We start from the raw sequence: 26317 nt of genomic DNA on the forward strand, positions 1-26317 counted from the left end.
ACCTCAGCGATGAAGCTCTGCTTCACATGAATCGGGACACGACCACTGCGGGCCTTGGCCTTCTCCGCCAGCATCGCACCATCCTGCTGCTCGCGGGCGAGGCCGACTGGACCGCTGCCCGTGCACGCGAGGTCGTCTCGGCACGGCCCGACCTGACGCCGGTCTGGCTCACGCATCGCCCGCTGGCCCCAAAGACGCACCCCCTGCGCGATGCTATCGGGTTACTGGGGCAGGATCTGGACCTGTTGATCTACGACGCCCACAGCGGATTCGATCCCGATGCCTTCGGCGCGGCGACCGGCGCCATTCGTGGCGGTGGACTGCTGATTCTCCTGACGCCGCCTCTAGATAACTGGTCCCATCGACCTGACCCGGAGGCCGAACGCATTGCGGTCTGGCCCCATGCAGCGGATGCGGTCAGCGGGCGCTTTCTGGCCCGATTGGTCCGGGTGCTGCTGGCCGATCCGCATCTCCACCTGGTTCAGCAGTTTGAGCCTCTCCTCCTCCCCCGGTGGGAGGGGGCCGGTGGGAAGGGGGCTGAACGCTTTCTAACAGCACAAAAACAAACGAGTCATTCCGGCCGCTCTCCACCCTCTCCCCAACCCCTCTCCCGCGAGGGGAGAGGGGCTAAGACGACCGATCAAGCGGCCGCCGTCGAGGCCATCCTCAAGACCGCCCACGGGCGCGCCCGGCGTCCGCTGGTCCTGACCGCTCATCGCGGACGCGGCAAGAGCGCGGCACTGGGGCTGGCGGCCGGGCGGTTGCTGATCGATGGGGAGCGAATGATTCTGGTCACGGCGCCCCGACGCGCGGCAGTCGTGTCACTGTTCCGGCATGCGGAAGCCCTGACCGCATCGCAGTCAAAGAGCACGGAGCGATTGGTCTTTCTCTCGCCGGATACCATCGTCGCCGATCCGCCCGTTGCCGACCTGCTGCTGGTCGATGAGGCCGCCGCTATTCCGACCCCGTTGCTCGAAAGACTGCTCGTCCAGTATCCGCGCATCGTCTTCGCCACCACCGTGCATGGCTACGAAGGCACCGGACGCGGCTTCGAGATCCGCTTTCGCGCGACCCTCGATCATCTGACGCCAGACTGGCGCGCGCTCAGGCTCGATACCCCGATCCGCTGGGCGCCCGACGACCCGCTGGAGGCGCTCAGTTTCCGTGCACTCCTGCTCGATGCCGCGCCAGCCGACGCCGGGCAACTGACGACGGCCATGCCGTCCACCTGCCGGGCGGAACGTCTCGACCGCGATCAACTCGCCCTGGACGAACCGACCCTGCGCGAGCTCTTCGGCCTGCTGGTGCTGGCGCATTATCAGACCCGCCCTTTGGATCTGCGCATGCTGCTCGACGGGCCCAATGTGCGGGTCTATGTCCTGCGCCACGGCGCGCACGTCGCTGCCACACTGCTTGCCGCCGAAGAAGGCGGTTTCATGGATGCCGGGTTGCGCGAGGCCATTTTCATGGGCCGCCGCCGCCCGCGCGGACATCTGCTGCCACAGACGCTCTCGGCCCATGCCGGTCTGGCGGATGCGCCGCGCTATCGCTATCTGCGAGTGATCCGCATCGCCGTGCATCCGGCGCTCTCCCGTCGTGGATTGGGCGGGATGCTGCTGCGCAGACTCAGACAGGACGCGCTGGACGAAGGAATCGATCTGCTCGGCGCCAGCTTCGGCGCCACGCCCGATCTGCTGGCGTTCTGGGGCCGCTGCGGCTATCGCCCGGTACAGATCGGCACCAGCCGCAATGCCGCGAGCGGCGAACAGGCCGCCGTCGTCCTCGACGCCACGACCGAGACCGGCGCCCGTTTCGCAGCCCAGGCGCAACGGCGACTCGCCAGACGCCTGCCGGTCCTGCTCGCCGGGCCGTTGCGCGCGCTCGATCCAGTGATCGTCGTCGCCCTGCTGCGTGCGCTTCCGGCGCCATCCGGACAGACGGGGGAGGGCGCCGATGGCGATCCAGACGAGAGCCGGGACGAACTGAACGCCTTTGCCGCCGGCCACCGGACGCTGGAGGCCACATTGCCCGCGCTGACCGATTTCGTTCATGACCGGCTCCAGCCCGCCCTTGAATCAGGCATCATTGCACCGGACGATGCCGCGCTGCTGATTGCCGCCATCCGTCAGTTCCGTCCGATGCATGAACTGATACGATTGTTCGGTAGTCAGGGGCGTGACGCGATCCTGACCCGGCTACGCGGTGTGATCCGCAGCATGATGGAATAGGTGATGAACAACCAACCAACCAAACTTTGCGTGACCCGCCACGGCGAGACCGACTGGAACATCATGGGCATCCTGCAGGGATGGATCGATGTCGCGCTGAATGACACCGGCAGGCGACAGGCCGTGGAGCTGGCGCAGGCGCTGGCGGATGTCGGTTTTGCGGCGGTCTGCACCAGCCCCTTGCGACGTTCGGCGGAAACGGCTGAAATCGTCGCCAATGCCTGGGGGTTGCCGCCGCCAACGGCGCATGACGGTCTGAAAGAACGTCATTTCGGTATCTTTCAAGGGATGCCCAAGCGCGATCTGTCGCTCTCGCATCCTGAGTTGTATCAGGAAATCCTGCGGCGCAACCCGGCCTGCGAATTCGAGCAGGGCGAAGGCATGGATCATTTCGCCGACCGAGTGCTGGACGCCCTGCACGACATTGCGGACCAGCATGCCGGCGTCAGCGTCCTGGTGATCACGCATGGCTGGGTCATGGATGTGGTGACGCGATACGCCGGCCAGTTGCCCCGCACCGCCGTGCTGGACATGAAACGCCGCAACGGCGAGTCGTTGTGGCTCGAACTGGATGCGCGCCGATGCCCCGACGTCTCCTCAATGTCTGATTGACGCCCCGATGGATCGCACATGCCGTTCAACTTTGGCCGCCTGCTGACGACCCTCTTGTTTCTGGCATCCATGCCCGGCGTGGTGTTGTCCGCCGTCGATCTGACTCAGGATCTCCCCGGTGCGCGCGATCCGGCGGGGATCCCGCGTTTCGCCGACTCGATCATGATCGGTCAGCATGTCAGTGAGTCCGAGCAGAGCATCATCCCGACCGGCAAATGGGGAGGGAATGCCGGACGCATCTTTTGGGAACAATCCGTACAGGTCGAGGGGCCGCGCACCCGTCTGCTCTATCTCGCTCCGCGTCCTGCCAAATCACTGGAGGTCATCCGGCATTATCGGGAGACGCTCGACAGCCAGGGCTATCAATTGCTCTTTCAATGCTCGGGTTTCGATGAATGCGGAAAAGAGGTGGCGGCCTTTTATACCGACGCCGCCCACGGCAATCAATTCACCGACAGCTATCTGCTCAAAAGCGTCTATTCGGGGCAGTCGGTACGCGAGCCGCACATTCTGGCGGGGCGTCTGAGCCAGTCGGGCACCGATTCCTATGTCTTCGTCTTCGCCGCCTTTCAGGATAATTACGCCGACTCCGAGGCCGGCGAGCGGGTCGCCATCTTCGTTGAACAGATCCGCGCCAAACCGGCGCCGGATGGCGCGGCGCTGCCGGACGCCGCGCAACTGGCTCAGAAACTGGCGCAGGGTCTCGCCGAGGCCGGGCGCGTGGTGCTCGAAGGGATCCAATTCGATGCCGGCCAGTCCAGGCTCCTTCCGGCGTCGCGCCCGCAACTCGAGGCGATGGCCAGGCTGCTGCGCGAGCAGCCGGATCTGAAGGTCTATCTGGTCGGCCACACCGACAATGCGGGCGTGCTGCAAGCGGACCTGAATCTTTCTCAACGACGCGCAGCGGAGGTCGCGCAGGCATTGGTGCGCGACCATCGGATCGCCAGCGAGCGCCTGACGCCGGCGGGAATCGCGGGGCTCTCGCCGCTGGTCTCGAACGCAACCGCTGCCGGACGCGCGCGTAATCATCGGATCGAAATGGTCTCCAGTTCATCGCCGGATGCGCGTCAGGCCATTCCCAATCGCCCGCCGCCTATCGGTACAATACAGCGATGAACAACGATCTCAAGCTACCCAAAACCTACAAGACCCTGCTGATGCTGGCGCTCGTCTTCGGGCCATTCTTCTGGTTGGCCTTCACCGACGACGGCCAGCAACGCACCGATCTGGCGCTGATGTTCGTCCTCGGCAAACCCGAGTTCAATCCGGCCCTGGATATCTTCCACAGTGGTTTGACTGAAATCAAGATCCGCGAGACCTTCCCCAAACTGAACTTCCAGTGCGCCGAGGGCGCGAACCCCTTTGGCGACCGGCTCTGCGGCGCTGAGATCGGTTCATTCAATCAGATTCCGGCCTCTGCACTGACCCTGTTTTTTCTCGGCGAGCGACTGACCGCTGCCAAGATCGTCTACCGCCAGTCCTATCATCAGGCGATTCAGGATTGGGTGCGACAGCGGGTCGCAGGCCGTGACGCCGCCGTTCAGCGGCCCACAGCGCCAGCGGATGATCTGGGTGTTGCCACCGAGCCGGTGCGGGATGGTGCGCTCTTTTTCCGCGACGGCGAACTGGGAAAAGACGACGAACCCGCGCTGCTCTGGATCTCTCAGGTTGCACTCGATGCGCGACGCTGAGTGGCGATCCCCTGGAAAATCCTGCCAATCCTGTCCAACACCAAGAACCGCTCAGAGCCAGTTGCCGACCAGAATGAAGGCCGCCCAATCCCCTGGATGAGAGCCTTCACGTGCAATCAACGCCTGCTGTGCGGCCTGTAGCGCACGCGCCTTGCTCATCCCCGGCTCCTTGAGCCGATCATAGAAATGCTGCATCAGAATCTGGGTCGCCTGATCGCCGACCGGCCAGAGTGAGCCGAGCGCACTGCGGGCACCGGACTGGATCGCGATACCGCTCAAACCCAGCGGGGTGCGGTCATCGCCTTCCGCCGTCTGACAGGCGCTCAGAACCAGTATCTCAATGGGCTGTTGGGCCAGCTCCTTCGGCTTGAGCGCCGCTGCGAGGGTCTTCATGTCCAGTTTGCGGTCGTAAGTGACGATGAAATTCTCCTCCGGCGGTCCCTGGAAGAGCCCATGCGAGGCAATGTGCACCACCCGATAGGGCTGGTCGGCGACCTCCTGGACGAAGCGGTTCAGGACGAATTCCTGATCGCGCAGGGCGCGCCCCGGCAGCCGCTGAGATAACTGATCGATCTCCACCGCGACGCCGGGGAGCGACAGCGCCTCAATCTGTTCGGTTCGGGCCGCGCGCAGCGGCCTGACCGTATCGCGCTCGCCTTCCGAGGCTCCCCGCACGCCGACCGAGACCCCGCGCCGGTCAGTGTCTGATGCCCCGCGCGCGCCGCGTCCGCGATGCTGCTGGACCAGCGCATCCACCCACCAGCGCGGCAGGTCATCGACCACCGGGCCGGGATGGCTGAGTCCGGCGAGCAGAGTCGTCAGCCGGGTTTTGGCGAGCACATCGGGTTGCAGCAGCTTCAATCCGGGCACGGTCGCCACGGCATAACGCTCAATCAGATAGCGACCATCCTGACGCAGAGCGCTCAGGGGCACGGCGCGCAGCGGACCATCGGGAACGAAGACGATGGTATCGACCTGACGTTCATCCAGCCACGCCTGGATCGGCGCCACCAGCCATCGATAGAGCTGTGCGGACTCCTCGTCGGCGGGCTGGTCGTAACGCAGCTTGAGCGCCAGGATCTCGGCGGCCATGATCAGCTCATCGCGCGCGACCGGCGTGGTCGCCTGATAAAGACGCTGGCCGATACTCACCAGGATCTCCAGCCGATCCGCGAAGATGACCGGATAGAGCACGGCGGCGCGTGGCGAGAGCAACTCGATCTCCTTGCGCAGCGGCTGGATGCAGGCATCGCGGAAATAGTCGCGCAGCTCGTCGAGCTTGATCTGCTCCACGGTGTCGCGGGCCTCGCGCAGCAGACTCTGCGTCCGCGTCGCGTCGCCCGTCGCGGCGGCGTCCAGCAACAGCAGATCGGCCAGACCCAGATAGAGCGGCGCCAAGGTCTCGCGGAAGGAGGAACGACCCTCGGCGTAGTCGACCGGTATGTCCGTACGGATGCGCTGGAGATGATCGACCGCGCGCCGATAGGCGGCGATGGCGCGTGGACGGTCGTTTGCCTCGCGCAGCAGTTGACCCAGACGCCATTCCAACCGATAGCGCAGATCATAGGCATCGACCGGCGCGGCCTGGATCGCCCGTTCGGTCAGATGGCGCGCCTCGGTCGCGCGTCCCGACGCGGCGGCCAGCTCGCTCAACTGACCCAGCGCCTGCGATTCGACCCGTCCCAGCCGCTCGGCTCTGGCGAGGTCCGCGGCGGTCTCAAGACTCGCGCGGGCCAGCGTCTGTCCCGGAGCGCCTGACATCTGACGCGCCTGCACGGCCAGGCTGAGCAGGAGTTCCGCCTGTTCGGCAGGCGAGGACACCCGCGCCGTCGCGTTCCGGGCGGCCTGAAGTTCACGCCATGCCTGACCGGGATCGAGTCGCGCCAGATTGATATGGACGGTCGCCATCAGTCCCGGATCATCGGCCCTGCGCGCCTGTTCGAGCGCCTGACGGTAGAGCGTGGCGGCTTCAGTGGTGCGTCCCTGTTGCAGCAGCACATTGCCCAGGCCGTTGGCGCTGGCGGCGGCCAGGGTCGGACTGTCGAGCCGCCGGGCCTGCGCGAGCGCATCGCGGAGCTCTTCCTCGGCCTCGCGGTTGCGCCCCTGCTGCGCATGAACCTGTCCCAGCGCCTGCGTCGCCACCGCCTGCAGCAGGGCATGGTCATGGGCGCGCGCCGCCTGCACCGCCTGCTTCAGATCGGCCTCGGCATCCGGGTAACGCCCCAGCGCCCGATAGGTCTCGCCACGCCGGATGCGTGCCTTGATGATCTCGGTCGCGGGCGCGCCCCGGCGCTCGATGGTCGTTGTCCAGGCGGCGAGCGCCCTGGACTGTTCGCCGTTTGCCGGATACGAGACGCGGCCGGGTGCGTTGCATGTCTGCGCCGCCTGTGCCGCACAGACCAGCCCCAGGCTCAGACCCAGCCCCAGGATCAGGAATCGACCGCTCTGCATCACCATGTCAGTCACCTAAAAATCGGCCTGGACCATGAAATGAATCCCGTCATCCTGAAGATTGTGATCCGTCTGGGGCGTGCGATCAGTCAGGGCGTGTCCCAGATAGAGTTCCGCGCGCAGGCGTTCCTCAATCGTCCAGATCAGTCCGACGCCGACCGAGAAAAGGTCTTCGCGCTGGTTGAACTGACCGTGATTCCAGGCGCTACCGGTATCGGTGAAGGCGGCAAGCTGAACCTGTTGCCGGGTCTCGGCAAAACCGACGCCCTCCCAGAGCGGATAACGCAGCTCCAGCGAGGCGGCATAACCGCTGTCGCCGACCAGTTCGTTCTCGCGATAGCCGCGCACCGTGTTGACGCCGCCGATGGCGAACTGCTCCAAGGGCAGCAGATGTTCGCCCGCAAGCTGGATGCCCCCGCGCAGGATCAACTGCGTGCCGCTTTCGGTCAGACGCCACACCGCCTGCCCCTGACCGAGCCAGGCCGCGAAACGGCTGTCGGGCGTATTGGCGGGGTGAATGGTGGCGTCGAAGGCATCGAGACCGTAACTCAGGACCGAGCGCAGGGCATAGGCCTGCTTCGCGGAGCGTCGCGAATACTCCTGCACGAAGCGCAACGCAGTCACCCGGCTGGTGCCCTCCACCGCGCCCTCCGAAAAGGAGAAGGGTTCGCCCAGCAGGGTGGTCTTGTTCTCCGACCAGCTCAGCAGCCCGCCCAGTCGCAGCGTGCTCTGCAATGACTGCCACAGCGGATGCGACAGACCCAGATCGAAACGATTGGTCTCGCTCTCGATGTTGAGATCGACCAGCGGCTCTTCGAGCAGCGAGGCATTGGTGAGGTCGTAATGCAGCATCAGACGGGTGTCGCGCGCATTGAGCGGAACCGACCAGCCGATCGCCCCTTCGTTGCCCTGGCCCTCATAGGCGCGCCCGAGATAGAGATCCAGCACATCGCCGAAACCGGTCAGATTGCGCACCACGCCGCCCACATAGGCACGCTCGGCCCCGGTGCTCGGCGGGCGGTAATTGTCGGTGCGCAGATACAGATCCCAGGGCCGGGCGCGCTGCACCTGGAGATCCAGCACCGCGCTGCCCGGTGCGTTGCCGGGGAGCAGGGTGCCGTGAATCTGCTCGATCAGCGGGTCCTGAAGCAGAAGCTGAAACCGCTCCTGCAAATCGCTGCGATTGAAGGGTATCTCCGGATCGGGCTGAATGCGGCCAGTCACATAGGACGGTCGCAGCCTCTCCTGCCCGCTCACCCGAATCTCGGCCAGACGCCCCGGAATGATCTGAAAGACGATGACGCCATCGCGCACCACCTGATCCGGCTTCAGCAGCACGCCGCTGTTGACATAGCCCTGATCCACATAATGCCTGGTCAGGCGATAGCGCAATTCCTCGACATCCGCCAGGGTCAGCCATTGACCGATGAAGGGCGTATAGACCGCCTTGAGCCCATCCTGAGGCAGCGTCCCGCCGCCCTCGAAGCGGACCCCGTGCAACATGAAGCCCGGTCCGCCGGTCGGCACCGGAACAGGTCTGCTATCTGGCGGCGGCGTGGCAGGGATCGCTTCAGTCGGCAGCGGCTCCATCGGTGCCGGCCCGGTCGCGCCGCGATGTCCGCCCGGCAGGGAGGATACCGGCGGCACATCCTGGGCCAGACTCACCGCCAATGGCAGCGACCACAGCAGAGACGCCCAAGCGTATCGATCACCGGAGCACAGGTTCATCATCGTCAGCCGTTTGGGTTAATGGGACAGAATCCGATCCAGCCGCGTCCCGCCGCTCATGACATCAACATAAGCCTCCGGTAATGCCGGCCTGGCGGATTGGCTACACTCAACGATACCGTCCGCAAAGATAGAGGATTTGGCCATGTCTGGCTTGCAAACAGGTCTCGCGTTCATGCTGGCGCTGTCGATGGTGGCGCCCCTGTCGGCGCGTGACGCCGATCCGCTCGCCGATCAGGTATCGACAGCCGCCGCGCCGGGTGTGCAGCGTGCGGTTTGCGACGCCGCCGTCATCACCGGCAAGGTCCGTTATGTGTCGCTCTCCGGAAACGATGCAACTGCCGATGGTTCGCTGGCGCGTCCCTATCGGACCCTGTCCCGCGTGGCCGAGGTCGTCCAGGCCAATGAAAGCATCGTGGTGCGCGGCGGCACCTATCTGGAACCGAATGAGGTTCAGTTTCGCGTGCCCGGCGTGACCCTTCGCTCCTTTCCCGGCGAATGGGCCGTGATTGACCGGAGTTCCAATACCGATCAGAACAGTGGCGTCAATTTCTATGTGGGCGCGGACGATGGCGTCCTGACCTGTATCGAAGTCATCGGCGGATTCTATGTGGTCTCGACCGAAACCAAATGGGACTGGGGCGACCCGAATGACCGCGCGGGTGTCTCGCGGATCCGGATCGAGCATGCCCGGCTCCACGGCTCCTATGCCGATGTGATCAAGATCAAGCCCAACAGCGATGATATTCTGATTCGCCACAATGAAATCTTCGACTCGGGCGTCGGTCAGCCAGTCGATGACTGCAATGCCGAAGGCATCGATAACGTCAACGGTGATCGCACGCAGGTCGCTTACAACCATATCCATGACACCTGTTCCACCGGGGTCTATCTCAAAGGCGGCGCAACCGACGGGGTGATCGAATACAACCTGATCGAACGCACCGGTGCGGCGGGCATTCTGCTTGGTTTCGACACCAGCCCGGAATATTTCGATCTGACCGTCAACCCCGATTACTACGAAAATATCCGTGGGATCGCACGCTATAACCTGATCCGCGAGACCGGTTGGGCGGGAATCGGCTTTTATGCCTCGAAGGACGCCCAGGCCTATAACAACACCATTCTGGATGCCGCCAATCAGTATCACAGCCCGCTGTATTTCGGTCTGAGTTATCAGGACTGGGATGACAAGGCGGGACGACCGCCCAATCTGAATCCGTCCTTTCTGCGCAACGTCATCAGTCAGTCGTCGGCGGTGACGACCGATCCGCCCCTGGTCGATATCCGCTACTCACTCGATTTTGGCGGTATGAGCGCCCTGACCGGCAAACCGATCATGTCCGACAACTGTTATGACCGGCAGGCCGGTGCAGCGGGTTTCAGGGATCAGCGTACCGGAGGCGGCGAACCCTGGGTCGGCAATCTGGCGGCCTGGCAGACACATATCGGCGGCGATGCCCGGTCCCATGATGTCGATCTGCAACTGGATGCCAGTTTCCAACCGCAGAATCCGCTCTGTGCGGGACGCGGTCATCTCTGGAATTCAGCGACCTATACCATTGCCGCGTCCGCCAACCCGGTGCAGGGCGGTACGGTCTCCGGTGGCGGTGTCTATCCTGCCGGTGTCACCGCGACCCTGCGCGCCACGCCCAGCACGGGCTGGACTTTCACCAACTGGACCCAAAACGCTCAGGTTGTCTCGACCAGTGCGCAATATGCCTTCACCGTCCAGGCCAACCGTACTCTGGTCGCCGGATTCGCACCCAGACGATACAGCCTCTCGGTCAGCAAGGCCGGTCCCGGCACAGTCACCAGCAAGCCGGCAGGAATCGATTGCGGAACCCAGTGTCAGGCCAGCTTCAATCACGGGACTTCCGTGACACTCACGCCGGTTCCGGCGGCGGGTGCGAGCTTTGCCGGCTGGAAAGGCGCCTGCACCAACACGACCGGACCCTGTGTGGTCAGAATGACCGCCAAAACAACGGTCACCGCGACCTTCACCGGCAATTCCTCTGTCGATCTGCTGGTGACCGGAATCAGCCTGAATCCGGTGTCGCCGAGTGCCAAGGGCACCTTCACGGCCAGGGTGACGGTCAAAAACCAAGGGACGCTGGGGGCCGATGGCGGTTATCTCGATCTCTGGAGCAATCAATCGACAGCGCAGTCCTGCGGCGCCATGAGTGAGTCCTGGGCCGCCATTGGTCGTCTTGAAGCGGGCCAGAGCAAAACCCTGACCATCAGGTTCCGCGCCGGTCGCGCGGGCACCAAAACATTTCGGGCATTCGTCGATAGCTGGTGCGAAACGCCTGAATCCAGAGAAGGGAATAACCAGCTCCGCAAGACCTATACCGTGAAGTGACGTCGGGCGCATCACCTGGCGAGGATCCGATCCAGCCGCGTCCCGCCCAGCGACACCGCTCCCGGCGCATCGGGGGCGGGGGCAAGCCCGCCGCTGCCGCGCTCGATCAGTGAGCTGGCCTGGTCGCCGGTGGCGATGCGGCACAGATCGGCGAAAAGCTCGTCGGGATCGTCGAAAGGTGTGGCGAGCGGGGTCAGGCTGGCGGTGAGATCCAGATCCGGTGCGGTGACCTTGATCACCCCCTGCTCACCGCCGGGGGCAGCCGCCTGGATGATGTTGCGTCCGCTATGCGCGGCGAAGTCCTGGCGGGTGGCGCCGCCGATCTCCAGCAACCCCTGACTGGCGATAAGGGCGCGGCTGTCGATGAGGATATTGCCGCCGCGCGCGCCCTGGGCCGCCGTGTTGGCCTGGATGAATCCGCCGTCGAGGATCAGGTAATCGGGTGTCAGGGTGATGTCGCCGCCGTTGCCAGCCTGACCGTTGGCCGAGGTGGTGATGAGGCTGTCGGTCAGCCACAGCCGACCGCCGCCGATGGCAATGGGCCCGGCATCCGCCTGACTCGCTTCGGTCGTGATGCGGCTGTCGTGGGCGAGACGCAGGTCGTCCGCGCGGATCTGAATGGCGCTGGCCGGGACGTTTCCGGTGCTGGCGGCGGTGATGGCGCTCCGATCGAGCAGCAGCCTGCCGGCATCGATCCGGATACGCTGATCGGATGTCGTGATGGCGACGGGCATGCCGTGATTGGCAGCGATACTGATTTGCGCGTCTTCGTTGAGCGAGACATTGGTGGCGCGCACTGTGACCTTCCCGACCTGACCGCTGGCGCCGGGATTCGCGGCACTCAGGATTCCCGCGCCAACCAGACGCAGCCGGTCGGCCTGGATCTCGACGTCGCCGGCATTGCCCACCGACCAGGCGTTGGTCGAAATGATCGCCCCGTGACGCGCCTCCAGCAGTCCCGCTATCTGCATCGTCACGGTTCCGGCATCGCCGCTGGAGCCGGCATAGGCATCGCTGTAAATGGTGGTCAGCGGGTTGCCTGTTCCACCGCCGTCGAGAGACGCATTCCCCGCCGTGATGACGATGTCTCCGGCTTGCCCCCTGGCCCAGGTACTGGTCGAAATCACGCCGCCATGCAAGAGTTCCAGCAGGTTATCGACCGTCACCGAGACATCGCCCGCCTCGCCGGTCGAACCGGTGTTTGCCTGACTGGCAAGACGTGCGTGATCGAGGCGCAGGTTGCCCGCTGTCACGGTGACAGTGCCCGCATTGCCTGTCCCCCAGGTATCGGTGAAGACTTCCGACCCGTCGCGCAGATCCAGCAATCCATCGACATGCAGATTGACCGCCCCCGCCTGACCGGTTGAGCGTCGGCGCGCCTGGCTCTCGATGCTTGATCCATTCAGGAGTTGCGCCGTGCCGGCATGAATGGTGACCACATCGGCATTGCCGGCGGCAAAAGTGGTGCTGTCGATCTTGCCCCCGTTGGCGATGTCCAGCAGACCCCGGACATCGATTGTGACCCGATTGGCGTTTCCGGTTGATTGCGTGCGGCTGCTGATGCCCGTCTCAAAAGGCGCGTCCTGAACGTGATCGATGCGTAACTCGCCGGCTTTAACCAGAACTTCGCCGGCATTGCCCGAGGAATAGGCGCTGCTGTCGATCTGCGCTCCGCCGAGAAGCTCCAGCAAACCGGTGACTTCCACGTTGACGGTGCCCGCGTTGCCGGTCGATTGCGGATAAGTGCCACTGGTGATGCCTGTAAAGTCTCCAGACCCTGCGCCATCAATCCGCAGTGCGCCGGCCTTGACCGTGACCGGGCCGGCGTGACCTTCGGCTTTGGTTGCGCTCAGGATCCCCATGTCCTGACTGGAGCCGGCACCTGAAATATGCAGCATGCCAGCGGTGACATCGACCTGACCCGCATTGCCCGATGAATAGGTGCTGCTATCGATCTGACCGCCGCCGAGAAGCTCCAGCAAACCGGAGACTGCCACGCTGACGGTGCCTGCGTTACCGGTTGACTGCGGATAAGAGCCGCTGGTAATCCCGATGAAATGTTCGGATCCCGCGCCATCAATCCGCAGCGCGCCGGCCTTGACCGTTACCGAACCGGCCTGGCCTTCGGCGAAGGTCGTGCTCAGGATCCCCATATCCTGATTGGAGTGAGCGCCTGAGATGTGCAGCCTGTCGGCGGCGACATCGACCTTGCCCGCATTGCCCGATGAATAAGTGCTGCTATCGATCCGGGCGACGTCCAGAAGATTCAGCATCTTGGCGCGCACGCTGACCTGACCGGCATCGCCCGGCCCAAAGGTGCTGCTGAGAATTGAACTGCGGTCGCTCAGAACGGCCTGGCCTTTAACCTTCACCCATACCTGACCGGCTCTTCCTGTTGCACCCAAAGACGCAAGACTGGTGATCCAGGAGCTGTCGTTGAGTCGCAGGTCATAGCTGTCAATCTCGACATTTCCGGCAGCGCCCTCGCCTAAGGTGTTGCTGGAAATCGAGCTGTCGCCAGAGAGTTCGAGCATGCCGGCTCTGATCAGGGTCTGCCCGGCGTCGGCTGTGCTGAGGGTGTCGCTGCCGATCCAGGCACCATCCTGCAAACGCGCAAGCCCATCGACGTCGATTGTCACATCGCCAGCATGACCGCTTGCGTCCTGACCCGATGTGCTCGCGATGCTGGTATTGATGCCGGTGAGATGGAGTGCGGCGGCCTGCACGCTGACGGTTCCGGCATGTCCCTGGCGGTATGTGTTGGATGAGATGTCCGCGCCCGACGCCGCTTCCAGTGCTCCGGTTCGCAGAGAGACCCCGCCGGCATTGCCTGCTCCGTATGAATCGCTGCCGATGAATGCATCGTTGCTCAGTCGCGCGAGTTTCGCGATCTCGATCACGACACGGCCAGCACGGCCTTGCGACTCTGGCGCGGCCAGACTCATGATTGCAGTCGATAGTCCGTCCAGGTGCAGTTCATCGGCATGAACGGCGACCTGCCCGGCATTGCCGCCGCCATAGATATTGCTGGAAATGGTTGCCCCGGAAAACAGCTCCAGCCTGCCTGCCTGCACCGTGATCTCCCCGGCCTGTCCGCTGCCCCAGGTATCGGTGCCTATCCAGGTCTTGCCGGATAAACGCAGCAGACCGGTCACGTCCAACACGAGGCTTCCGCCGGCACCCTCCGATCCCCGGGAAGCGCCGCTCAGAATGGCCGACTCGCCATCCGCCTGAAGCTCGCCCGTCCGAATCGAGATGTTTCCAGCCTGGCCGGAAGCTGCCGTGCTGCTGGAGATGTAAGATTGATTCGTGAGCGTCAGTCGGCTGGTGGCGGTCAGGTCGATCCTGCTGATGACGTCGGTTGTTCCGATGTTGTTGGCGAAGAGCCATCCGTTGTCCAGATCGATCTCGCCGGCGCGGATGCTCAACTGGCCGCCGCCGTCGCCGATCGTCCCCAGACCGGCATGTTTGATCGACAGCTTGCCGGTGCCCGCTGTCTGCGATGCTGCATTGACAGGCACCTGTTTGCCCCGGCCTCCCACGGCCTCGACGCGAATGGTTCCGCCTGCCACGTTGACCCCGGCACGCTGGGTGGGGCTGGTGCCGGCAATGCTCACGTCCCCCGCCGTCAGCGTCGCGGTCTTGCCCGGCTTCAGCTCCAACTGACTGCCGTTGATGGTGAGACTGGCCGGTTGCGGTGAGAGAAAACCGAAGGATTCGGGCGCCGCCATGGTCAGGCTGCTGGAGGCCGGATCGCTGGCGCTGTAGCGGCTGCCATCGGTAAAGCGAACCTCATCGGCGGTGCTGACATGAAAGGCCGCCGGGACATCGACCCTGGCATTCGGTCCCATGACCACGCCCGACGGGTTGACCAGAAAGACATCGGCCTTCCCCACCCGGGAGCGCAGGGTGCCGTCGAGTTGGGATGCCTTGCCGCCGGTGACGCGGCTGATGACGTTCTGGATCTGATCCGGGCCGGTGAAGGTGGCGGTGTGGGCGGTCGGGATGTCGAAGGTCTGGAAGCTGTGGAAGAGGTTGGCGCCTTTCGTGGTGCCGAGTTCGGCGCCGATGGTCATGTCGGGACCGCTGAGTGTGGCGCGTGGACCGACCGTGCCGTCGGTGACGATCTGGGCGGGACAGGTTGCGGCGCCGAGCAGCGTCAGGCCAGGAAGGAGCCGCCAGAAGTTGATGGACATCGCTGCGCTCTCCAGTGGTTGACTGAATGATGTCGAGACCGCCGTCCGATCAGGCCGAAGTATCTTGTATGATCCTGGTCAAGCACGTCCAGCCTTAAAAACTGCGTCAGTTGTGGTGGACAGGCGGCGGTGAAGGCCGTGCGACATGATTGGGTCGGTAACGCTGAGGATTGCGATGGACGATAGCGCCAGTCTCGAACCCCTGCCAGCCGGGACGTCTCTGCACGAGTTTGTCATTCGCGAACCGCTCGGACGGGGAGGGGTCGGCATCGTCTATGCCGCCGAGCATGCGATTCTGCGCGAAACCTTTGTCATCAAGGAGTTCCTGCCGCGTCATCTGGCGTATCGGGCGGACGGCAGGCGCGTGGCGGCGCGCCCCGGTCAGGAGTCCGTTTACGAGCAGCTGCGTCAGAAATTTCTGGAGGAGGGCCAGACGCTGGTCCAGTTGGCCCGTCCGCGGCCGCATCCGAATCTGGTGCAGGTCACGGACGCCTTTCACGAAAACGATACCGTCTATCTGTGCATGCGCTTCGAGCGTGGCGAGCCCTTGGACGCCATCCTGGAGGCGCGCGGACGCATCGGCGAGGCGGAGCTGATGCGCTGGATCCTGCCCCTGCTGGATGGTCTGGAGCATGCCCATGCCCGTCAGGTCTGGCATCGTGACATCAAGCCCTCGAATATCCTGATCCGTGAGGATGGGACGCCGCTGCTCATCGATTTCGGTGCGGCCCATCGTGAGCGGGCGGACAGTGCGGTGAGCGTCATCTCGCAATACACCCCGAGTTTTGCCGCGCCGGAGCAGATGTTCGGTGGCGCGCAGGGACCCTGGACGGATATCTACGCCATGGCCGCGACCGGGTTTTACGCCGTGACCGGCGGACCGCCGCCGCCTCGCCTGAGTCCCGACTGGCAGACGCAATGCTGTGGCTATCATCCGTCGTTTCTGATGGCGCTGGAGGCCGGGCTGCAATTCGATTCGCAGCAGCGGCCCCAAACCGTCGCGCAGTGGCGAACGCTCTTCAAGCGGGTTGTGGAAGCGGATGTCGAGACGCGCGTCGTCGGAATCGGGGAGGCTGAGACGCTGCGTCAGGTGATCGCGCCCCCAGCCACTTCGTCTGGCACCGCGCCTCAGTCGGCGCCAGATCCTGCCGGGCCGTCGGAGAGCCGTCTCAGCCGGCTCCGCGATCAGCCGGATCGGTCGCCGCCACCCGGACGCTGGATCTATCCGCTGGCGGGCCTGGCGGTTCTGCTTCTGAGTCTTCCGCTCGGATTTCTGGCGCGCGACTGGATCGGCGCGCCCGACAGGGTGGATCCGCCGTTGCCGCTCGATTCAACTCCCGTCCCGCCTGAGGTCAGCGTACCGGACAGCCGCCAGACGCATCAGCCAGCGGGTGGGGGGGAATCCTCAGAGGCCGGACCATTGGATGCGGCGCAACTGGCCGAGCGGCTGGGTCTGGCCGGGCTGGACTGCGCGCGCGTGAAGCTTGAGTCCATGCGTGACACGGATCTGCGGCTGTCGGGTTATCTGCGTGATCGCGCACAACTGACAAAGCTGATTGAGCGTCTGAATGAGCTGGCGCCCGATGCGGCGGTCGATGATCGCGACATCGCCTTTGCGGCGCCCTTTTGCGACATCCTCGCCAGGATGAGTGCGGTCGGTGCCGATGGGGCAGGGCATCCGGGCATGCCGGCCATCCTCTTCAGCCATCCGGATCGGCTCTATCACGAAGAGGACTATCTGGTGCTGACGGTTGCCAACGCAGGCGCGGTTGGCGGCTATCTCTATCTGGATTTCATCGACAGCAATCAGGATGTCGTGCATCTGTTCCCGACGGCGGCCATGCCGGATCACTTCGTCGCGCCGGGCGCGCAGATTGTCATTGGCGCACGCGACGATGCTCAATGCGAACAAGAGCCAGACGCCTGCTTCGTGGTCTCGCGTCCGCATGGCAACAATCTCATTCTGGCCACCTGGAGCGAGACGCCGCTGTTTGCGCGGCGGCGGATCGATCAATCGGAGCCTGCCGGGGCTTATCTCACCGCACTCACCGCCGCGCTTGACAATGGCCTGTCAGGCAGGCCGGTTCGGCACGCTGTCGCCTATCATTTCTTCACGACCATGCACTGAAGCCATCCGCGCTATTCCCCGGCTGGCAGCAGACGCACCCGCCGATTGATGCTTGCCCTTGGATTCTCGCGGTCGTAGGGCTCGGTCTGACCCTTGCCGACGGCGATCAGTTTTTGCGGTTCGATTCCGAACTGATCGATGAGATAGCGTTGCGCCGACTGCGCACGTCGTTCCGACAGCCCCTGGTTATAATCGGCGGAACCCGAGGCATCGGTATGGCCTTCGATCAGCCAGGAGATCCCGCTGAATTGCGGCAAGGCCAGTGCCTGGCCGAGTTTTTTCAGCTCCATTCTGGAGGCGTTGGTGAGTTGCGCCGAGTCATAGCCGAAGTAGATCGAGATCCCGTTCGAGGTGTCGGCGTTTTGAGTCGGATCAGGGGTGTAAATGTCCGGACTGGAGACAGTTGCGGCGCGTGCGGTCTCCGCGCGTGATGCCGGTGCCGGCTGGGACTTGGTGCGATGGCCGGTGTTGGGCGCCTGTTCCGACTGACGCGCGGCCTGACGCTCGCGTCCGGTGACGAGGCCGCGTTTGCGCTCCATGACCCGGTTCAACGCCTGTTCATAGTCCTGAACGCTCGCGCCGCGCTTCATATATTCTTCAGCGTGCGCGACAGACACTCCACCAGTGATCGCGAATAGCATCATCAGATTGATTAGAATGGGCTTTTTCATGGGTTTTCACCATTTGGCGAGTTCTGACTGATGGTCGGCGGAAATTTTATCATCCATGGAAAATGTTGCCCCCGTTTGCAAAAAATGCTTTGCTGGCGGGAGTTGACTGTGCCTGGTTGTGAAAAACAGCGCCAGCGTTTATGGTTGTTCAATCGAGTATAGACATCTCACGCGCCCACCCTGTACAAGTCGCGGCGGTTATGCCGGCCCTGCCTGCCAGTCCCACGCCAACGAATCGGATAACTGCCCAAGATGCTTGAGGTGACGAAGCTGGAATGCCGACGCGGCGATCGGCGGCTGTTCTCCGGACTGGATTTCGCCCTCGACGCCGGCACTCTGCTGCATGTGCGCGGGCGCAACGGCAGCGGCAAGACCACTCTGCTGCGCACCCTCTGCGGACTCTTCACCCCGGATGCGGGCGAGATTCGCTGGCGGGGACAGCCGACGCGGGAGCTGGGCGAGGAATTCCAGCGCGATCTGCTCTATTTCGGTCATCTCAACGGCATCAAGGGCGATCTGAGCGGGATCGAAAACCTCACCATTGCCGCCACCCTGGACGGCGACCGCGTCGATCAGCCGGCGATCTGGGAGGCGCTGAAACAGATCGGGCTGGCGGGTTTCGAGGATCTGCCGACCCGCATGCTCTCCCAGGGGCAGAAGAAACGGGTCGCGCTGGCACGGCTCATCCTCAGCCGGGCGCCCCTCTGGATCCTGGATGAACCCTTCACCGCACTGGATACCGGCGCCGTGGCCCTGCTCCAGCGTCTGATCGCCGATCACATCGCCGCTGGCGGGCTGGCTGTCCTGACCACGCACCAGGAGGTGCCGCTGACCTCGGGTCAGATCCGGCGCCTGGATCTGGGGAACTGATCATCATGCTGCGAGTCTTCTGGTGCGTTCTCACCCGCGACCTGACGCTGGCCCTGCGCCGCCGTACCGACGTGCTGACCACGCTGTTCTTTTTTGTCATCGTCGTCAGTCTCTTTCCGCTGGGCGTCGGCACCGAGCGCCAGGTCTTGCAGATCCTCGGTCCCGGCGTGGTCTGGGTCGCGGCGCTGCTGGCCTCAATGCTGGCGCTGGAACGTCTCTTTGCGGCGGACTACGAAGACGGCACGCTCGAACAGATGCTCCTGACGGCGCAACCCCTGTCGCTGCTGGTACTGGCCAAGATCACCGCGCACTGGCTCCTGACCGGGCTGCCGCTGGTGCTGATCGCCCCGCTGGTCGGCATGCAGTATCACCTGTCCGACACCGCCATCGGGGTCATGATGCTGGCGCTGCTGCTCGGCACCCCGGTATTGAGCCTGATCGGTGCCATCGGCGCGGCCCTGACGCTCGGACTGCGCGGCGGCGGCATCCTGCTGTCGCTCCTGATTCTGCCACTTTATATCCCGGTGCTGGTCTATGGAGCGGGCGCGATTGAGGTGAGTGTCATCGATCTGTCAGACACCCAGCCGTATCTTGGGCTGCTGGGAGCCTTTCTGCTGGTGGCGCTGATTTTTGCGCCGGTGGCGTCGGCGGCGGCGTTGCGGATTTCGGTTGAGTAGCTGTGAGGCTGACTCACGCATTCAAAAAGCGACTTATCCTGAATCAGCCATGCCGACAGTGATGAAAATCGGGGGATTCCGCTTTCATTTTTATTCGGATGAAGGCGCCGAACCACCGCATATTCATGTGCGCTGCGCCGATGGCGAGTGCAAGTTCTGGCTCTCGCCAATCGCTTTGGCACGTAATCGTGGCATACCTGTACATGATTTGCGAGAAATTGAGCGGCTTGTGTTTGAAAATAAACAAATCCTGACTGAAATCTATGATGAATACCATCACTACTGAGACAGAGCCTGTCGCCATCAATGCCTGGACGGAAGGCAGGATGATCTACGTCGAGTTAATGGATGGACGCATTGTCGGCTTTCCCGCTGACCGCTTCCAAATTCTAAGTCAAGCATCCGAGAAACAACTTAAAAGCGTTCAAATTGAAGTGAACGGGCACGCATTGAGATGGGAAGAACTTGACGAAGATTTAACCATTGCCGGAATTATCGCTGGAAGATTTCAACTGCCGCTGCCCCGGCAGGCGGCTTAGCCAAAATCAAGAGCAGGATCAGGCGCGACACGCTCTCCAACCAACACGGCTCCAATCAACCCAATGACTCTGAATTGGTTCAAACTTGCATCCCCCGCCTCTTTCTATCCCATCGCTGGGCGACTGATCCCGGCGTTCTGGATCCTCACCGCCCTGCTGCTCGTCGTCGGGCTCTATTGGGGTTTCTTTCAGACCCCCGATCAGCTCGGCGGCAGTAATCCACAGAGGGAGTATTACCGCATCATCTTCATCCATGTGCCCTCGGCCTGGATGTCGATGTGGCTCTATGTCGTCATGGTCGGTTGGGCGGCCATCGGTCTGGTGTTCAACACCCGGCTGTCCTTCATGATGGCCAACGCGGTGGCGCCAACCGGCGCGATCTTCACCTTCCTGGCGCTCTGGACCGGGGCCTTCTGGGGCCGCACGAGCTGGGGCACCTATTGGGACTGGGATCCGCGCCTGACCTCCGAACTGGTGCTGTTTTTCATGTATATCGGCTACATGGCGCTGCATTCGGCCATCGACGACACCCGGCGTGCGGATCGCGCCGCGGCCCTGCTCGCCATCGTCGGACTCGTGATGGTGCCGGTCATTTTCTGGTCCATCAACTGTCCGGATCCGACCCAGTGCGCGGCGCTGCACCAGCGTTCCGGTCTGGGTCGCGTCGATGGCAACATCCTGTTCGCGATGCTGATCATGACCCTGGCCTTCTGGATGCATTCGTTCGCGACCATTTTCATGCGTCTGCGCAGCATCATCCTGACCCGCGAGGCCGACAGCCAGTGGGTGCGCGAACTCCTGAATCCTGAGGATCGAACATGAGCCAATTCTTCTCGCAAGGCGGTTACGCCTTCTTCGTCTGGGGCGCTTATGGCATGGTCGCGCTCCTGCTGCTGGCCGAAATCCTGCAACTGCGCGCGCAGCGGCGAACTATTCTGGCGCGACTTGGTCGATTGAGCCGGATTCGCGAGACTGAACAACGGCACGACTGACCGGGCCTGTGACTTCGGAGACTGTTAAGCATGAAACCAAGACAGAAACGATTGGCCTTCGTGGGCCTGGCGATTCTGGGGATCGGCGCGGCGTCGGCGCTGGCCCTGACCGCGCTCCAGAGCAATATTTCCTATTTTTTCAGCCCGTCGCAGGTGCTGGCCAACGAGGCGCCGCCTGATCATGTCTTCCGGCTCGGCGGATTGGTCACCAAAGGCACGGTCACGCGCCAGCAGGACGGGCTGACGGTTCATTTCGATGTCACCGATAACGCCGAGACGGTCAAGGTTGCCTATACCGGGATCCTGCCCGACCTCTTCAGCGAGGGCAAAGGCGTGGTGACCAAGGGCAAGCTGGGGCCGGACGGCATCTTTTATGCCGACGAGGTGCTCGCCAAGCACGATGAGGAATACCTGCCTCCCGAGGTCGCGAGCACACTCAAGACCGCTCATGCGGAAGGCGTGATCCAAGCGGCTGAGGCCAACGGCACCGGAGCATCCAACTGATGGTGCCTGAACTCGGTCATTTCGCCCTGCTGCTCGCCCTGTCCCTGACCCTGGTTCAGGCGAGTGTGCCGCTGATCGGCTCCTTCACCGGCAACCGCGCCTGGATGGAGCTGGCGCGCCCGCTCGCCTGGGGCCAGTTGACCTTCATCGTCATCGCCTTTCTCTGTCTGCTGCAAGCCTTTCTGACCGACGATTTCTCGGTCATCTATGTCGCGACCAATTCCAATTCGCTCATGCCGACCCCCTACAAGGTGTCGGCGATCTGGGGCGCGCATGAAGGGTCGCTGCTGCTCTGGGTGCTGATGCTGGCCGGTTGGGGGGCGGCGGTTGGTGCGCTCAGCCGCAATCTGCCGCTGGCCATGATCGCGCGTGTCATCTCGGTGCAGGGCATGATTGCGATTGGCTTTCTGCTGTTCATGCTGCTGACCTCCAATCCATTCGAGCGCATCTTCCCGGTCCCGCTCGAAGGCCGCGATCTGAATCCGCTGTTGCAGGATCCGGGTCTGGCGATCCATCCGCCGATGCTCTACATGGGCTATGTCGGCTTCTCGGTTGCCTTCGCCTTCGCCATCGCGGCCCTGATCGGCGGCAAGCTGGATTCGGCCTGGGCGCGCTGGTCGCGCCCCTGGACCACGGTCGCCTGGGTCTTTCTGACCATCGGCATCGCGCTTGGCTCCTGGTGGGCCTATTACGAACTCGGCTGGGGCGGCTGGTGGTTCTGGGATCCGGTCGAAAATGCCTCGTTCATGCCCTGGCTGGTGGGCACGGCGCTCATCCACTCGCTCGCGGTGACGGAGAAACGCGCGGCATTCAAGACCTGGACCGTGCTGCTGGCGATCTCGGCCTTTTCGCTCTCGCTGCTCGGCACCTTCCTGGTCCGCTCGGGTGTACTGACCTCGGTCCATGCCTTTGCGACCGACCCGACGCGCGGCAGCTTCATCCTGATCTTTCTCTGCATCGTCATCGGCGGTTCGCTGGCGCTCTACGCCTGGCGCGCGCCATCGATCTCGGGCGGCGGGCGCTTCGATCTGGTCTCGCGCGAGAGCTTCCTGCTGGCGAACAATCTGCTGCTTTCCACCCTGGCGCTGCTGGTGTTGTTCGGCACCCTGGCGCCGCTGATCTATGAGGCCGCCGGCTGGGGCAAGATCTCGGTCGGTTTCCCCTGGTTCAACAAGATGTTTATTTTTCTCTCGCCGCTGCTGATCCTGGCGATGGGCATCGGCCCCCTGACGCACTGGAAAAGTGATGAGCCCAAACGGCTGATCCGCTCGCTGTGGCTGGCTCTCGCGCTCGGCGTCCTCGTCTTTGTGCTCGCTGCGCTGGAAGTCTTCCCGGCCGGCAGTCTGGCGGTCGGCTTCGGGCTGGGCATGAGCGTCTGGCTGGTCGCGACCCATCTCATCAGTCTCGCCAGCCGACTCAGACATCGGGGCTGGTTCAAGGGGCTGGCGTCCGACCTCAGCGGCAACAGTCGCAGCTATTACGGCATGTGGCTGGCCCACATCGGCATCGCGGTTTTCATCGTCGGCGTCACCATGGTCTCCAATCACGGTACCGAGACGGATATCCGCATGTCGCCGGGCAATGTCCATGAGGACTCGGGTTATCGCTTCCAGTTCAATGGCGTCCAGGTCGTTAAAGGCTCCAATTACGACGCCTTCCGTGGCGAGTTCATCGTCTATCGGGGCGAACAGGAAATGACCCGGCTCTATCCCGAGAAGCGCAATTATTTCTCGGGCGGCATGCCCATGACCGAGGCCGCGATCGATGCCGGCTTCCTGCGCGATATTTACATCTCGCTCGGCGAGCCGGTGGGCGTTACCGGCGACTGGGCGCTGCGGGTTTATTACAAACCCTATGTCCGCTGGATCTGGCTCGGCTGCATCCTGATGTCAATCGGCGGCATCCTGGCCGTGACTGATCGGCGCTATCGTACCGCCCGCCAGAGAGCCATCGCGCCAGCCGGCGCTGTGGCGACCGCCTGACGCTAAAGATTCAGACAGGATTAACAGGATTGACAGGGTTTTTAAGTCACTGTTTTAAATCCTGTTAATCCTGTCGAAAAAGATTTGATCACAGGCACGAATTTCAAAGACCTCACACCATGAAAACATCCGCCACACGCGCACTCATCCCGCTGGGTATTTTCCTGGCCCTGGCCGCTCTGCTGTTCTACGGCTTGCAGTTGGATCCACGCAAGGTGCCATCGCCCCTGATCGACAAACCGGCCCCGGACTTCGCCCTGCCCTCGTTGAAGGATCCGGGCCAGACCATCACCCAGGACATCCTCAAGGGGAAGATCTCACTGGTGAATGTCTGGGCTTCCTGGTGTCCGTCCTGTCGTCAGGAACACGCCGAACTCATGCGGATCGCGCGCGACAATGACGTGCAGGTGATCGGCTTCAACTGGAAAGACAACCGCGCGGACGGGCTGAAGATGCTCCAGCAGTTCGGCGATCCCTATCTGGTCAGTCTCTACGATCCGGATAATCAGGCCGGGATCGACTGGGGCGTCTATGGCGCCCCCGAGACCTTCGTGGTGGATCAGGAAGGCATCATTCGCCACAAACGGATCGGTCCCATCGACCGCGCCGTGTGGGAGAGCGAAATCCTTCCCGTCATCGAGCAATTACAATGATGCGCAGACTCACTCAACGCTTTGTGACCGGCCTCCTGCTGGCTGGTGCCATCGGCTGCGGCACGGTGCAGGCTTATACGCTCGAAGAATTCACCTTCGAGGATCCGGCGCGAGCCGCCGAATTCCGCGATCTGATCGGCGGACTCCGCTGTCTGGTCTGTCAGAACGAATCGCTCGCCGGCTCACAGGCCGGCGTCGCCCAGGATCTGCGCAAGGAGGTCTACCGGATGATGCAGGAGGGCAAAAGCCGGCAGGATGTCGTCGATTTTCTGGTCGCCCGTTATGGCGATTTCGTGCTCTACGAGCCGCCGCTCAAGCCCTCGACCGTCATCCTCTGGTTCGGTCCTTTTCTCTTCGTCGGGATCGGCGGCTGGCTGCTGTTTCGCACCCTGCAACGCAAAAAGGCCGAGCCCGAACAGGATCTGAGCGAAGCCGAGCGCACCCGTCTCCAGCAACTTCTCGCCAGGACCGGCGATCATCAGGATTAGAGCCACATCATGATCTTCTGGATTCTTGCCGCCGGCCTGATCGGTCTGGCCCTGCTGTTCATTATTCTGCCGCTCTCCCGCCAGGATGCACCTCTTGACTCGCCGGAGCCGGATGCGCTCAATCTGGAGGTCTTCCGTCAGCGTTTGCAGGAACTGGACGCCGACCTGAACGCCGGTTTTCTCGATCAGGACCAGTACGCCGCCGCCCGCCGCGATCTGGAGCGCGATCTGCTGCACGATCTCGACGGCAACGCGGCCGCCACGCCGGACAGCACGCCATCCTCGGCTGTCAGCCGCTGGCTGCTGGCCGTCGCGCTCGCCATTGGTGTGCCTGCACTCACGGTCTTCATGTATCTGGAGCTGGGCGATCAGGGCATCATCCCGCGCCTGGAGACCGCCGCCAGCCAGCCGGCCAGCGCAGAGAATCAGGAAGCCGCCTCAATGGAGATGCTGGTCCAGCGTCTGGAAGAACGCCTGCAGGCCGATCCGGCCAACGTCGAAGGCTGGCTGATGCTCGGTCGCACCTATCTCGCCACGGATCAGATGGAAAAAGGTCTCCAGGCCATCGAAAAGGCGTATGCGCTCGCCCCGCAGCGCGTGGATGTGATGCTGTCCTACGCCCAGGCGCTGTCGGCTGCCAGCCCGACCAAAAGTCTGGCGGGCCGACCGACCGAACTCATCCGCGCCGCACTGGCGCAGGAGCCGGACAATCAGGTCGCGCGCTGGCTCGGCGGGATGATCGACTATCAGGGAGGGCGGATCGACACGGCCATTGTGACCTGGCAGAAGATCCTGGATGAGATGGATCCCGCAAGTGACGAGGCCAAAAATCTGGGTCAGATGATTGCCGATGCGCGTCGTGAGGCGGGTCTGTCTTCCGCCGCCGCCACGACCGAACCGGCTGCAACCGAATCGCCCGCACCGAAAGCGGCATCCGATCAAACCGGAGCCATCGCCGCGCCTGCCGGCGCATCGGTCGCGGTCGAGGTGAGCCTGGACCCCGGTATCGCCGCCCAGGCGGGACCGGATGACAGTCTCTTCATTTTTGCCCGCGCCGCCAGCGGTTCGGCCATGCCGCTGGCAGCAAAGCGTCTTCAGGTCAAGGATCTGCCGCAGACCGTGACCCTGGACGACAGCATGGCGATGATGCCTAACCGGCGTCTGTCGGATGTCACGGAGGTCGTGATCGGTGCCCGTGTCTCGAAAACGGGCGACGCCATGGCGCAGACGGGCGATCTCGAAGGCGAAACGGGAACGATCAGGCTCGGTACTGACAGCACCGTTGCCGTCACGATCAACCGCGTCCGGCCTTAAACCGCGTCCAGTGTGACAGGCGTTTTTCGAGTGAGGATCGGCACTGTGACGACCAATGAAGTTCGGTGGGGCGCGGTTTAAGTAAAATTTTAAAATCAATCGCTTAGGTGATTTCTGGGGGGCTGCTCGTAGCTCATAGATACTCTGTTCTGACGCAAGTCCTTTTTGCCTCCTGTCCATCAAATTGATGAATGATTCAGACCGCTTGCGGGAGGACATAGAAGCGTTGCC

At 63.2% G+C, this 26317-nt stretch carries 21 protein-coding genes; 17 read left to right on the forward strand and 4 right to left on the reverse strand.

Annotated elements, in window-relative coordinates:
* The first annotated feature begins 26 nt into the window (after positions 1–26).
* From EDC35_RS18000 to EDC35_RS18015, 4 genes are read left to right on the forward strand one after another with little or no spacing between them, the layout of a single operon-like run.
* Positions 27–2228: a tRNA(Met) cytidine acetyltransferase TmcA gene (locus EDC35_RS18000; RefSeq protein WP_132978645.1), complete on the forward strand. Its 2202-nt coding sequence runs from the start codon at positions 27–29 to the stop codon at positions 2226–2228.
* A 3-nt stretch (positions 2229–2231) separates the two neighbouring features.
* Positions 2232–2840, forward strand: a complete 609-nt coding sequence (locus EDC35_RS18005; protein ID WP_132978646.1) for a histidine phosphatase family protein — start codon at positions 2232–2234, stop codon at positions 2838–2840.
* 18 nt (positions 2841–2858) lie between these two features.
* Entirely contained in the window at positions 2859–3956 is a 1098-nt protein-coding gene (locus EDC35_RS18010; protein ID WP_243651778.1) for an OmpA family protein, read from the forward strand.
* Positions 3953–4531 carry a hypothetical protein gene (locus EDC35_RS18015; RefSeq protein ID WP_132978647.1) on the forward strand — a complete coding sequence of 193 codons (579 nt, stop codon included), beginning with the start codon at positions 3953–3955 and terminating at the stop codon, positions 4529–4531. The genes EDC35_RS18010 and EDC35_RS18015 overlap by 4 nt, the downstream gene beginning before the upstream one ends.
* 51 nt (positions 4532–4582) lie before the next feature.
* On the opposite strand, the gene EDC35_RS18020 is transcribed toward EDC35_RS18015, so the two are convergent.
* On the reverse strand, positions 4583–6988 hold the full coding sequence (locus tag EDC35_RS18020) for a CHAT domain-containing protein (protein WP_243651781.1): 2406 nt from the start codon (positions 6986–6988) through the stop codon (positions 4583–4585).
* A gap of 9 nt (positions 6989–6997) precedes the next feature.
* Positions 6998–8713 (reverse strand): ShlB/FhaC/HecB family hemolysin secretion/activation protein, encoded by a 1716-nt coding sequence (locus EDC35_RS18025; RefSeq protein ID WP_132978649.1) that lies wholly within the window; start codon positions 8711–8713, stop codon positions 6998–7000.
* A 142-nt stretch (positions 8714–8855) separates the two neighbouring features.
* Between EDC35_RS18025 and EDC35_RS18030 the strand changes: the two genes are divergently transcribed.
* Complete coding sequence (locus tag EDC35_RS18030) at positions 8856–11072, forward strand: InlB B-repeat-containing protein (RefSeq protein ID WP_132978650.1); 2217 nt, start codon at positions 8856–8858, stop codon at positions 11070–11072.
* A gap of 11 nt (positions 11073–11083) precedes the next feature.
* On the opposite strand, the gene EDC35_RS18035 is transcribed toward EDC35_RS18030, so the two are convergent.
* Positions 11084–15268, reverse strand: a complete 4185-nt coding sequence (locus EDC35_RS18035; protein ID WP_132978651.1) for a two-partner secretion domain-containing protein — start codon at positions 15266–15268, stop codon at positions 11084–11086.
* Positions 15269–15443: 175 nt separating this feature from the next.
* On the opposite strand from EDC35_RS18035, the gene EDC35_RS18040 reads away from it, so the two are divergent.
* Complete coding sequence (locus tag EDC35_RS18040; protein ID WP_165903481.1) at positions 15444–17396, forward strand: serine/threonine protein kinase; 1953 nt, start codon at positions 15444–15446, stop codon at positions 17394–17396.
* Positions 17397–17407: 11 nt separating this feature from the next.
* Here EDC35_RS18040 and EDC35_RS18045 read toward each other — a convergent pair whose 3' ends face one another.
* Positions 17408–17986 (reverse strand): OmpA family protein, encoded by a 579-nt coding sequence (locus EDC35_RS18045; protein WP_165903482.1) that lies wholly within the window; start codon positions 17984–17986, stop codon positions 17408–17410.
* A gap of 333 nt (positions 17987–18319) precedes the next feature.
* Between EDC35_RS18045 and ccmA the strand changes: the two genes are divergently transcribed.
* From ccmA to ccmI, 11 genes are all read left to right on the forward strand, one after another.
* On the forward strand, positions 18320–18937 hold the full coding sequence (gene ccmA / locus EDC35_RS18050) for a cytochrome c biogenesis heme-transporting ATPase CcmA (RefSeq protein ID WP_132978654.1): 618 nt from the start codon (positions 18320–18322) through the stop codon (positions 18935–18937).
* Between the two features lie 5 nt (positions 18938–18942).
* Positions 18943–19614 (forward strand): heme exporter protein CcmB, encoded by a 672-nt coding sequence (gene ccmB, locus EDC35_RS18055; RefSeq protein ID WP_132978655.1) that lies wholly within the window; start codon positions 18943–18945, stop codon positions 19612–19614.
* Positions 19607–19900, forward strand: a complete 294-nt coding sequence (locus EDC35_RS18060) for a DUF4160 domain-containing protein (protein ID WP_243651779.1) — start codon at positions 19607–19609, stop codon at positions 19898–19900. Before ccmB ends, EDC35_RS18060 begins: the two co-directional genes overlap by 8 nt.
* Positions 19878–20153: a DUF2442 domain-containing protein gene (locus EDC35_RS18065; protein ID WP_243651780.1), complete on the forward strand. Its 276-nt coding sequence runs from the start codon at positions 19878–19880 to the stop codon at positions 20151–20153. The genes EDC35_RS18060 and EDC35_RS18065 overlap by 23 nt, the downstream gene beginning before the upstream one ends.
* 63 nt (positions 20154–20216) lie before the next feature.
* On the forward strand, positions 20217–20975 hold the full coding sequence (ccsA, locus tag EDC35_RS18070; RefSeq protein WP_132978656.1) for a cytochrome c biogenesis protein CcsA: 759 nt from the start codon (positions 20217–20219) through the stop codon (positions 20973–20975).
* Positions 20972–21145 carry a heme exporter protein CcmD gene (gene ccmD / locus EDC35_RS18075; protein WP_132978657.1) on the forward strand — a complete coding sequence of 58 codons (174 nt, stop codon included), beginning with the start codon at positions 20972–20974 and terminating at the stop codon, positions 21143–21145. Before ccsA ends, ccmD begins: the two co-directional genes overlap by 4 nt.
* 30 nt (positions 21146–21175) lie before the next feature.
* Positions 21176–21649 carry a cytochrome c maturation protein CcmE gene (gene ccmE, locus EDC35_RS18080; RefSeq protein WP_132978658.1) on the forward strand — a complete coding sequence of 158 codons (474 nt, stop codon included), beginning with the start codon at positions 21176–21178 and terminating at the stop codon, positions 21647–21649.
* On the forward strand, positions 21649–23631 hold the full coding sequence (locus tag EDC35_RS18085; RefSeq protein WP_132978659.1) for a heme lyase CcmF/NrfE family subunit: 1983 nt from the start codon (positions 21649–21651) through the stop codon (positions 23629–23631). The genes ccmE and EDC35_RS18085 overlap by 1 nt, the downstream gene beginning before the upstream one ends.
* 119 nt (positions 23632–23750) lie before the next feature.
* Positions 23751–24284 (forward strand): DsbE family thiol:disulfide interchange protein, encoded by a 534-nt coding sequence (locus EDC35_RS18090; protein ID WP_132978660.1) that lies wholly within the window; start codon positions 23751–23753, stop codon positions 24282–24284.
* A complete protein-coding gene (locus tag EDC35_RS18095; RefSeq protein ID WP_132978661.1) occupies positions 24281–24772 on the forward strand; it encodes a cytochrome c-type biogenesis protein in 492 nt (163 codons plus the stop codon). Before EDC35_RS18090 ends, EDC35_RS18095 begins: the two co-directional genes overlap by 4 nt.
* Before the next feature lie 6 nt (positions 24773–24778).
* Positions 24779–26086, forward strand: coding sequence for a c-type cytochrome biogenesis protein CcmI (gene ccmI, locus EDC35_RS18100; RefSeq protein ID WP_132978662.1), 1308 nt, complete (start codon positions 24779–24781; stop codon positions 26084–26086).
* The last annotated feature ends 231 nt before the right edge of the window (positions 26087–26317 follow it).

Origin of the sequence: Thiobaca trueperi, from assembly GCF_004342175.1 — a bacterium.
Lineage (GTDB): Bacteria > Pseudomonadota > Gammaproteobacteria > Chromatiales > Chromatiaceae > Thiobaca > Thiobaca trueperi.

Excerpts from the sequence above, each read along its gene's own strand:
- EDC35_RS18000 (WP_132978645.1), top strand. The coding sequence starts at position 27 with ATGAATCGGGACACGACCACTGCGGGCCTTGGCCTTCTCCGCCAGCAT.
- EDC35_RS18005 (WP_132978646.1), top strand. The coding sequence starts at position 2,232 with ATGAACAACCAACCAACCAAACTTTGCGTGACCCGCCACGGCGAGACC.
- EDC35_RS18010 (WP_243651778.1), top strand. The coding sequence starts at position 2,859 with ATGCCGTTCAACTTTGGCCGCCTGCTGACGACCCTCTTGTTTCTGGCA.
- EDC35_RS18015 (WP_132978647.1), top strand. The coding sequence starts at position 3,953 with ATGAACAACGATCTCAAGCTACCCAAAACCTACAAGACCCTGCTGATG.
- EDC35_RS18020 (WP_243651781.1), bottom strand. The coding sequence starts at position 6,988 with ATGGTGATGCAGAGCGGTCGATTCCTGATCCTGGGGCTGGGTCTGAGC.
- EDC35_RS18025 (WP_132978649.1), bottom strand. The coding sequence starts at position 8,713 with ATGATGAACCTGTGCTCCGGTGATCGATACGCTTGGGCGTCTCTGCTG.
- EDC35_RS18030 (WP_132978650.1), top strand. The coding sequence starts at position 8,856 with ATGTCTGGCTTGCAAACAGGTCTCGCGTTCATGCTGGCGCTGTCGATG.
- EDC35_RS18035 (WP_132978651.1), bottom strand. The coding sequence starts at position 15,268 with ATGTCCATCAACTTCTGGCGGCTCCTTCCTGGCCTGACGCTGCTCGGC.
- EDC35_RS18040 (WP_165903481.1), top strand. The coding sequence starts at position 15,444 with ATGGACGATAGCGCCAGTCTCGAACCCCTGCCAGCCGGGACGTCTCTG.
- EDC35_RS18045 (WP_165903482.1), bottom strand. The coding sequence starts at position 17,986 with ATGAAGCGCGGCGCGAGCGTTCAGGACTATGAACAGGCGTTGAACCGG.
- ccmA (WP_132978654.1), top strand. The coding sequence starts at position 18,320 with ATGCTTGAGGTGACGAAGCTGGAATGCCGACGCGGCGATCGGCGGCTG.
- ccmB (WP_132978655.1), top strand. The coding sequence starts at position 18,943 with ATGCTGCGAGTCTTCTGGTGCGTTCTCACCCGCGACCTGACGCTGGCC.
- EDC35_RS18065 (WP_243651780.1), top strand. The coding sequence starts at position 19,878 with ATGATGAATACCATCACTACTGAGACAGAGCCTGTCGCCATCAATGCC.
- ccsA (WP_132978656.1), top strand. The coding sequence starts at position 20,217 with ATGACTCTGAATTGGTTCAAACTTGCATCCCCCGCCTCTTTCTATCCC.
- ccmD (WP_132978657.1), top strand. The coding sequence starts at position 20,972 with ATGAGCCAATTCTTCTCGCAAGGCGGTTACGCCTTCTTCGTCTGGGGC.
- ccmE (WP_132978658.1), top strand. The coding sequence starts at position 21,176 with ATGAAACCAAGACAGAAACGATTGGCCTTCGTGGGCCTGGCGATTCTG.
- EDC35_RS18085 (WP_132978659.1), top strand. The coding sequence starts at position 21,649 with ATGGTGCCTGAACTCGGTCATTTCGCCCTGCTGCTCGCCCTGTCCCTG.
- EDC35_RS18090 (WP_132978660.1), top strand. The coding sequence starts at position 23,751 with ATGAAAACATCCGCCACACGCGCACTCATCCCGCTGGGTATTTTCCTG.
- EDC35_RS18095 (WP_132978661.1), top strand. The coding sequence starts at position 24,281 with ATGATGCGCAGACTCACTCAACGCTTTGTGACCGGCCTCCTGCTGGCT.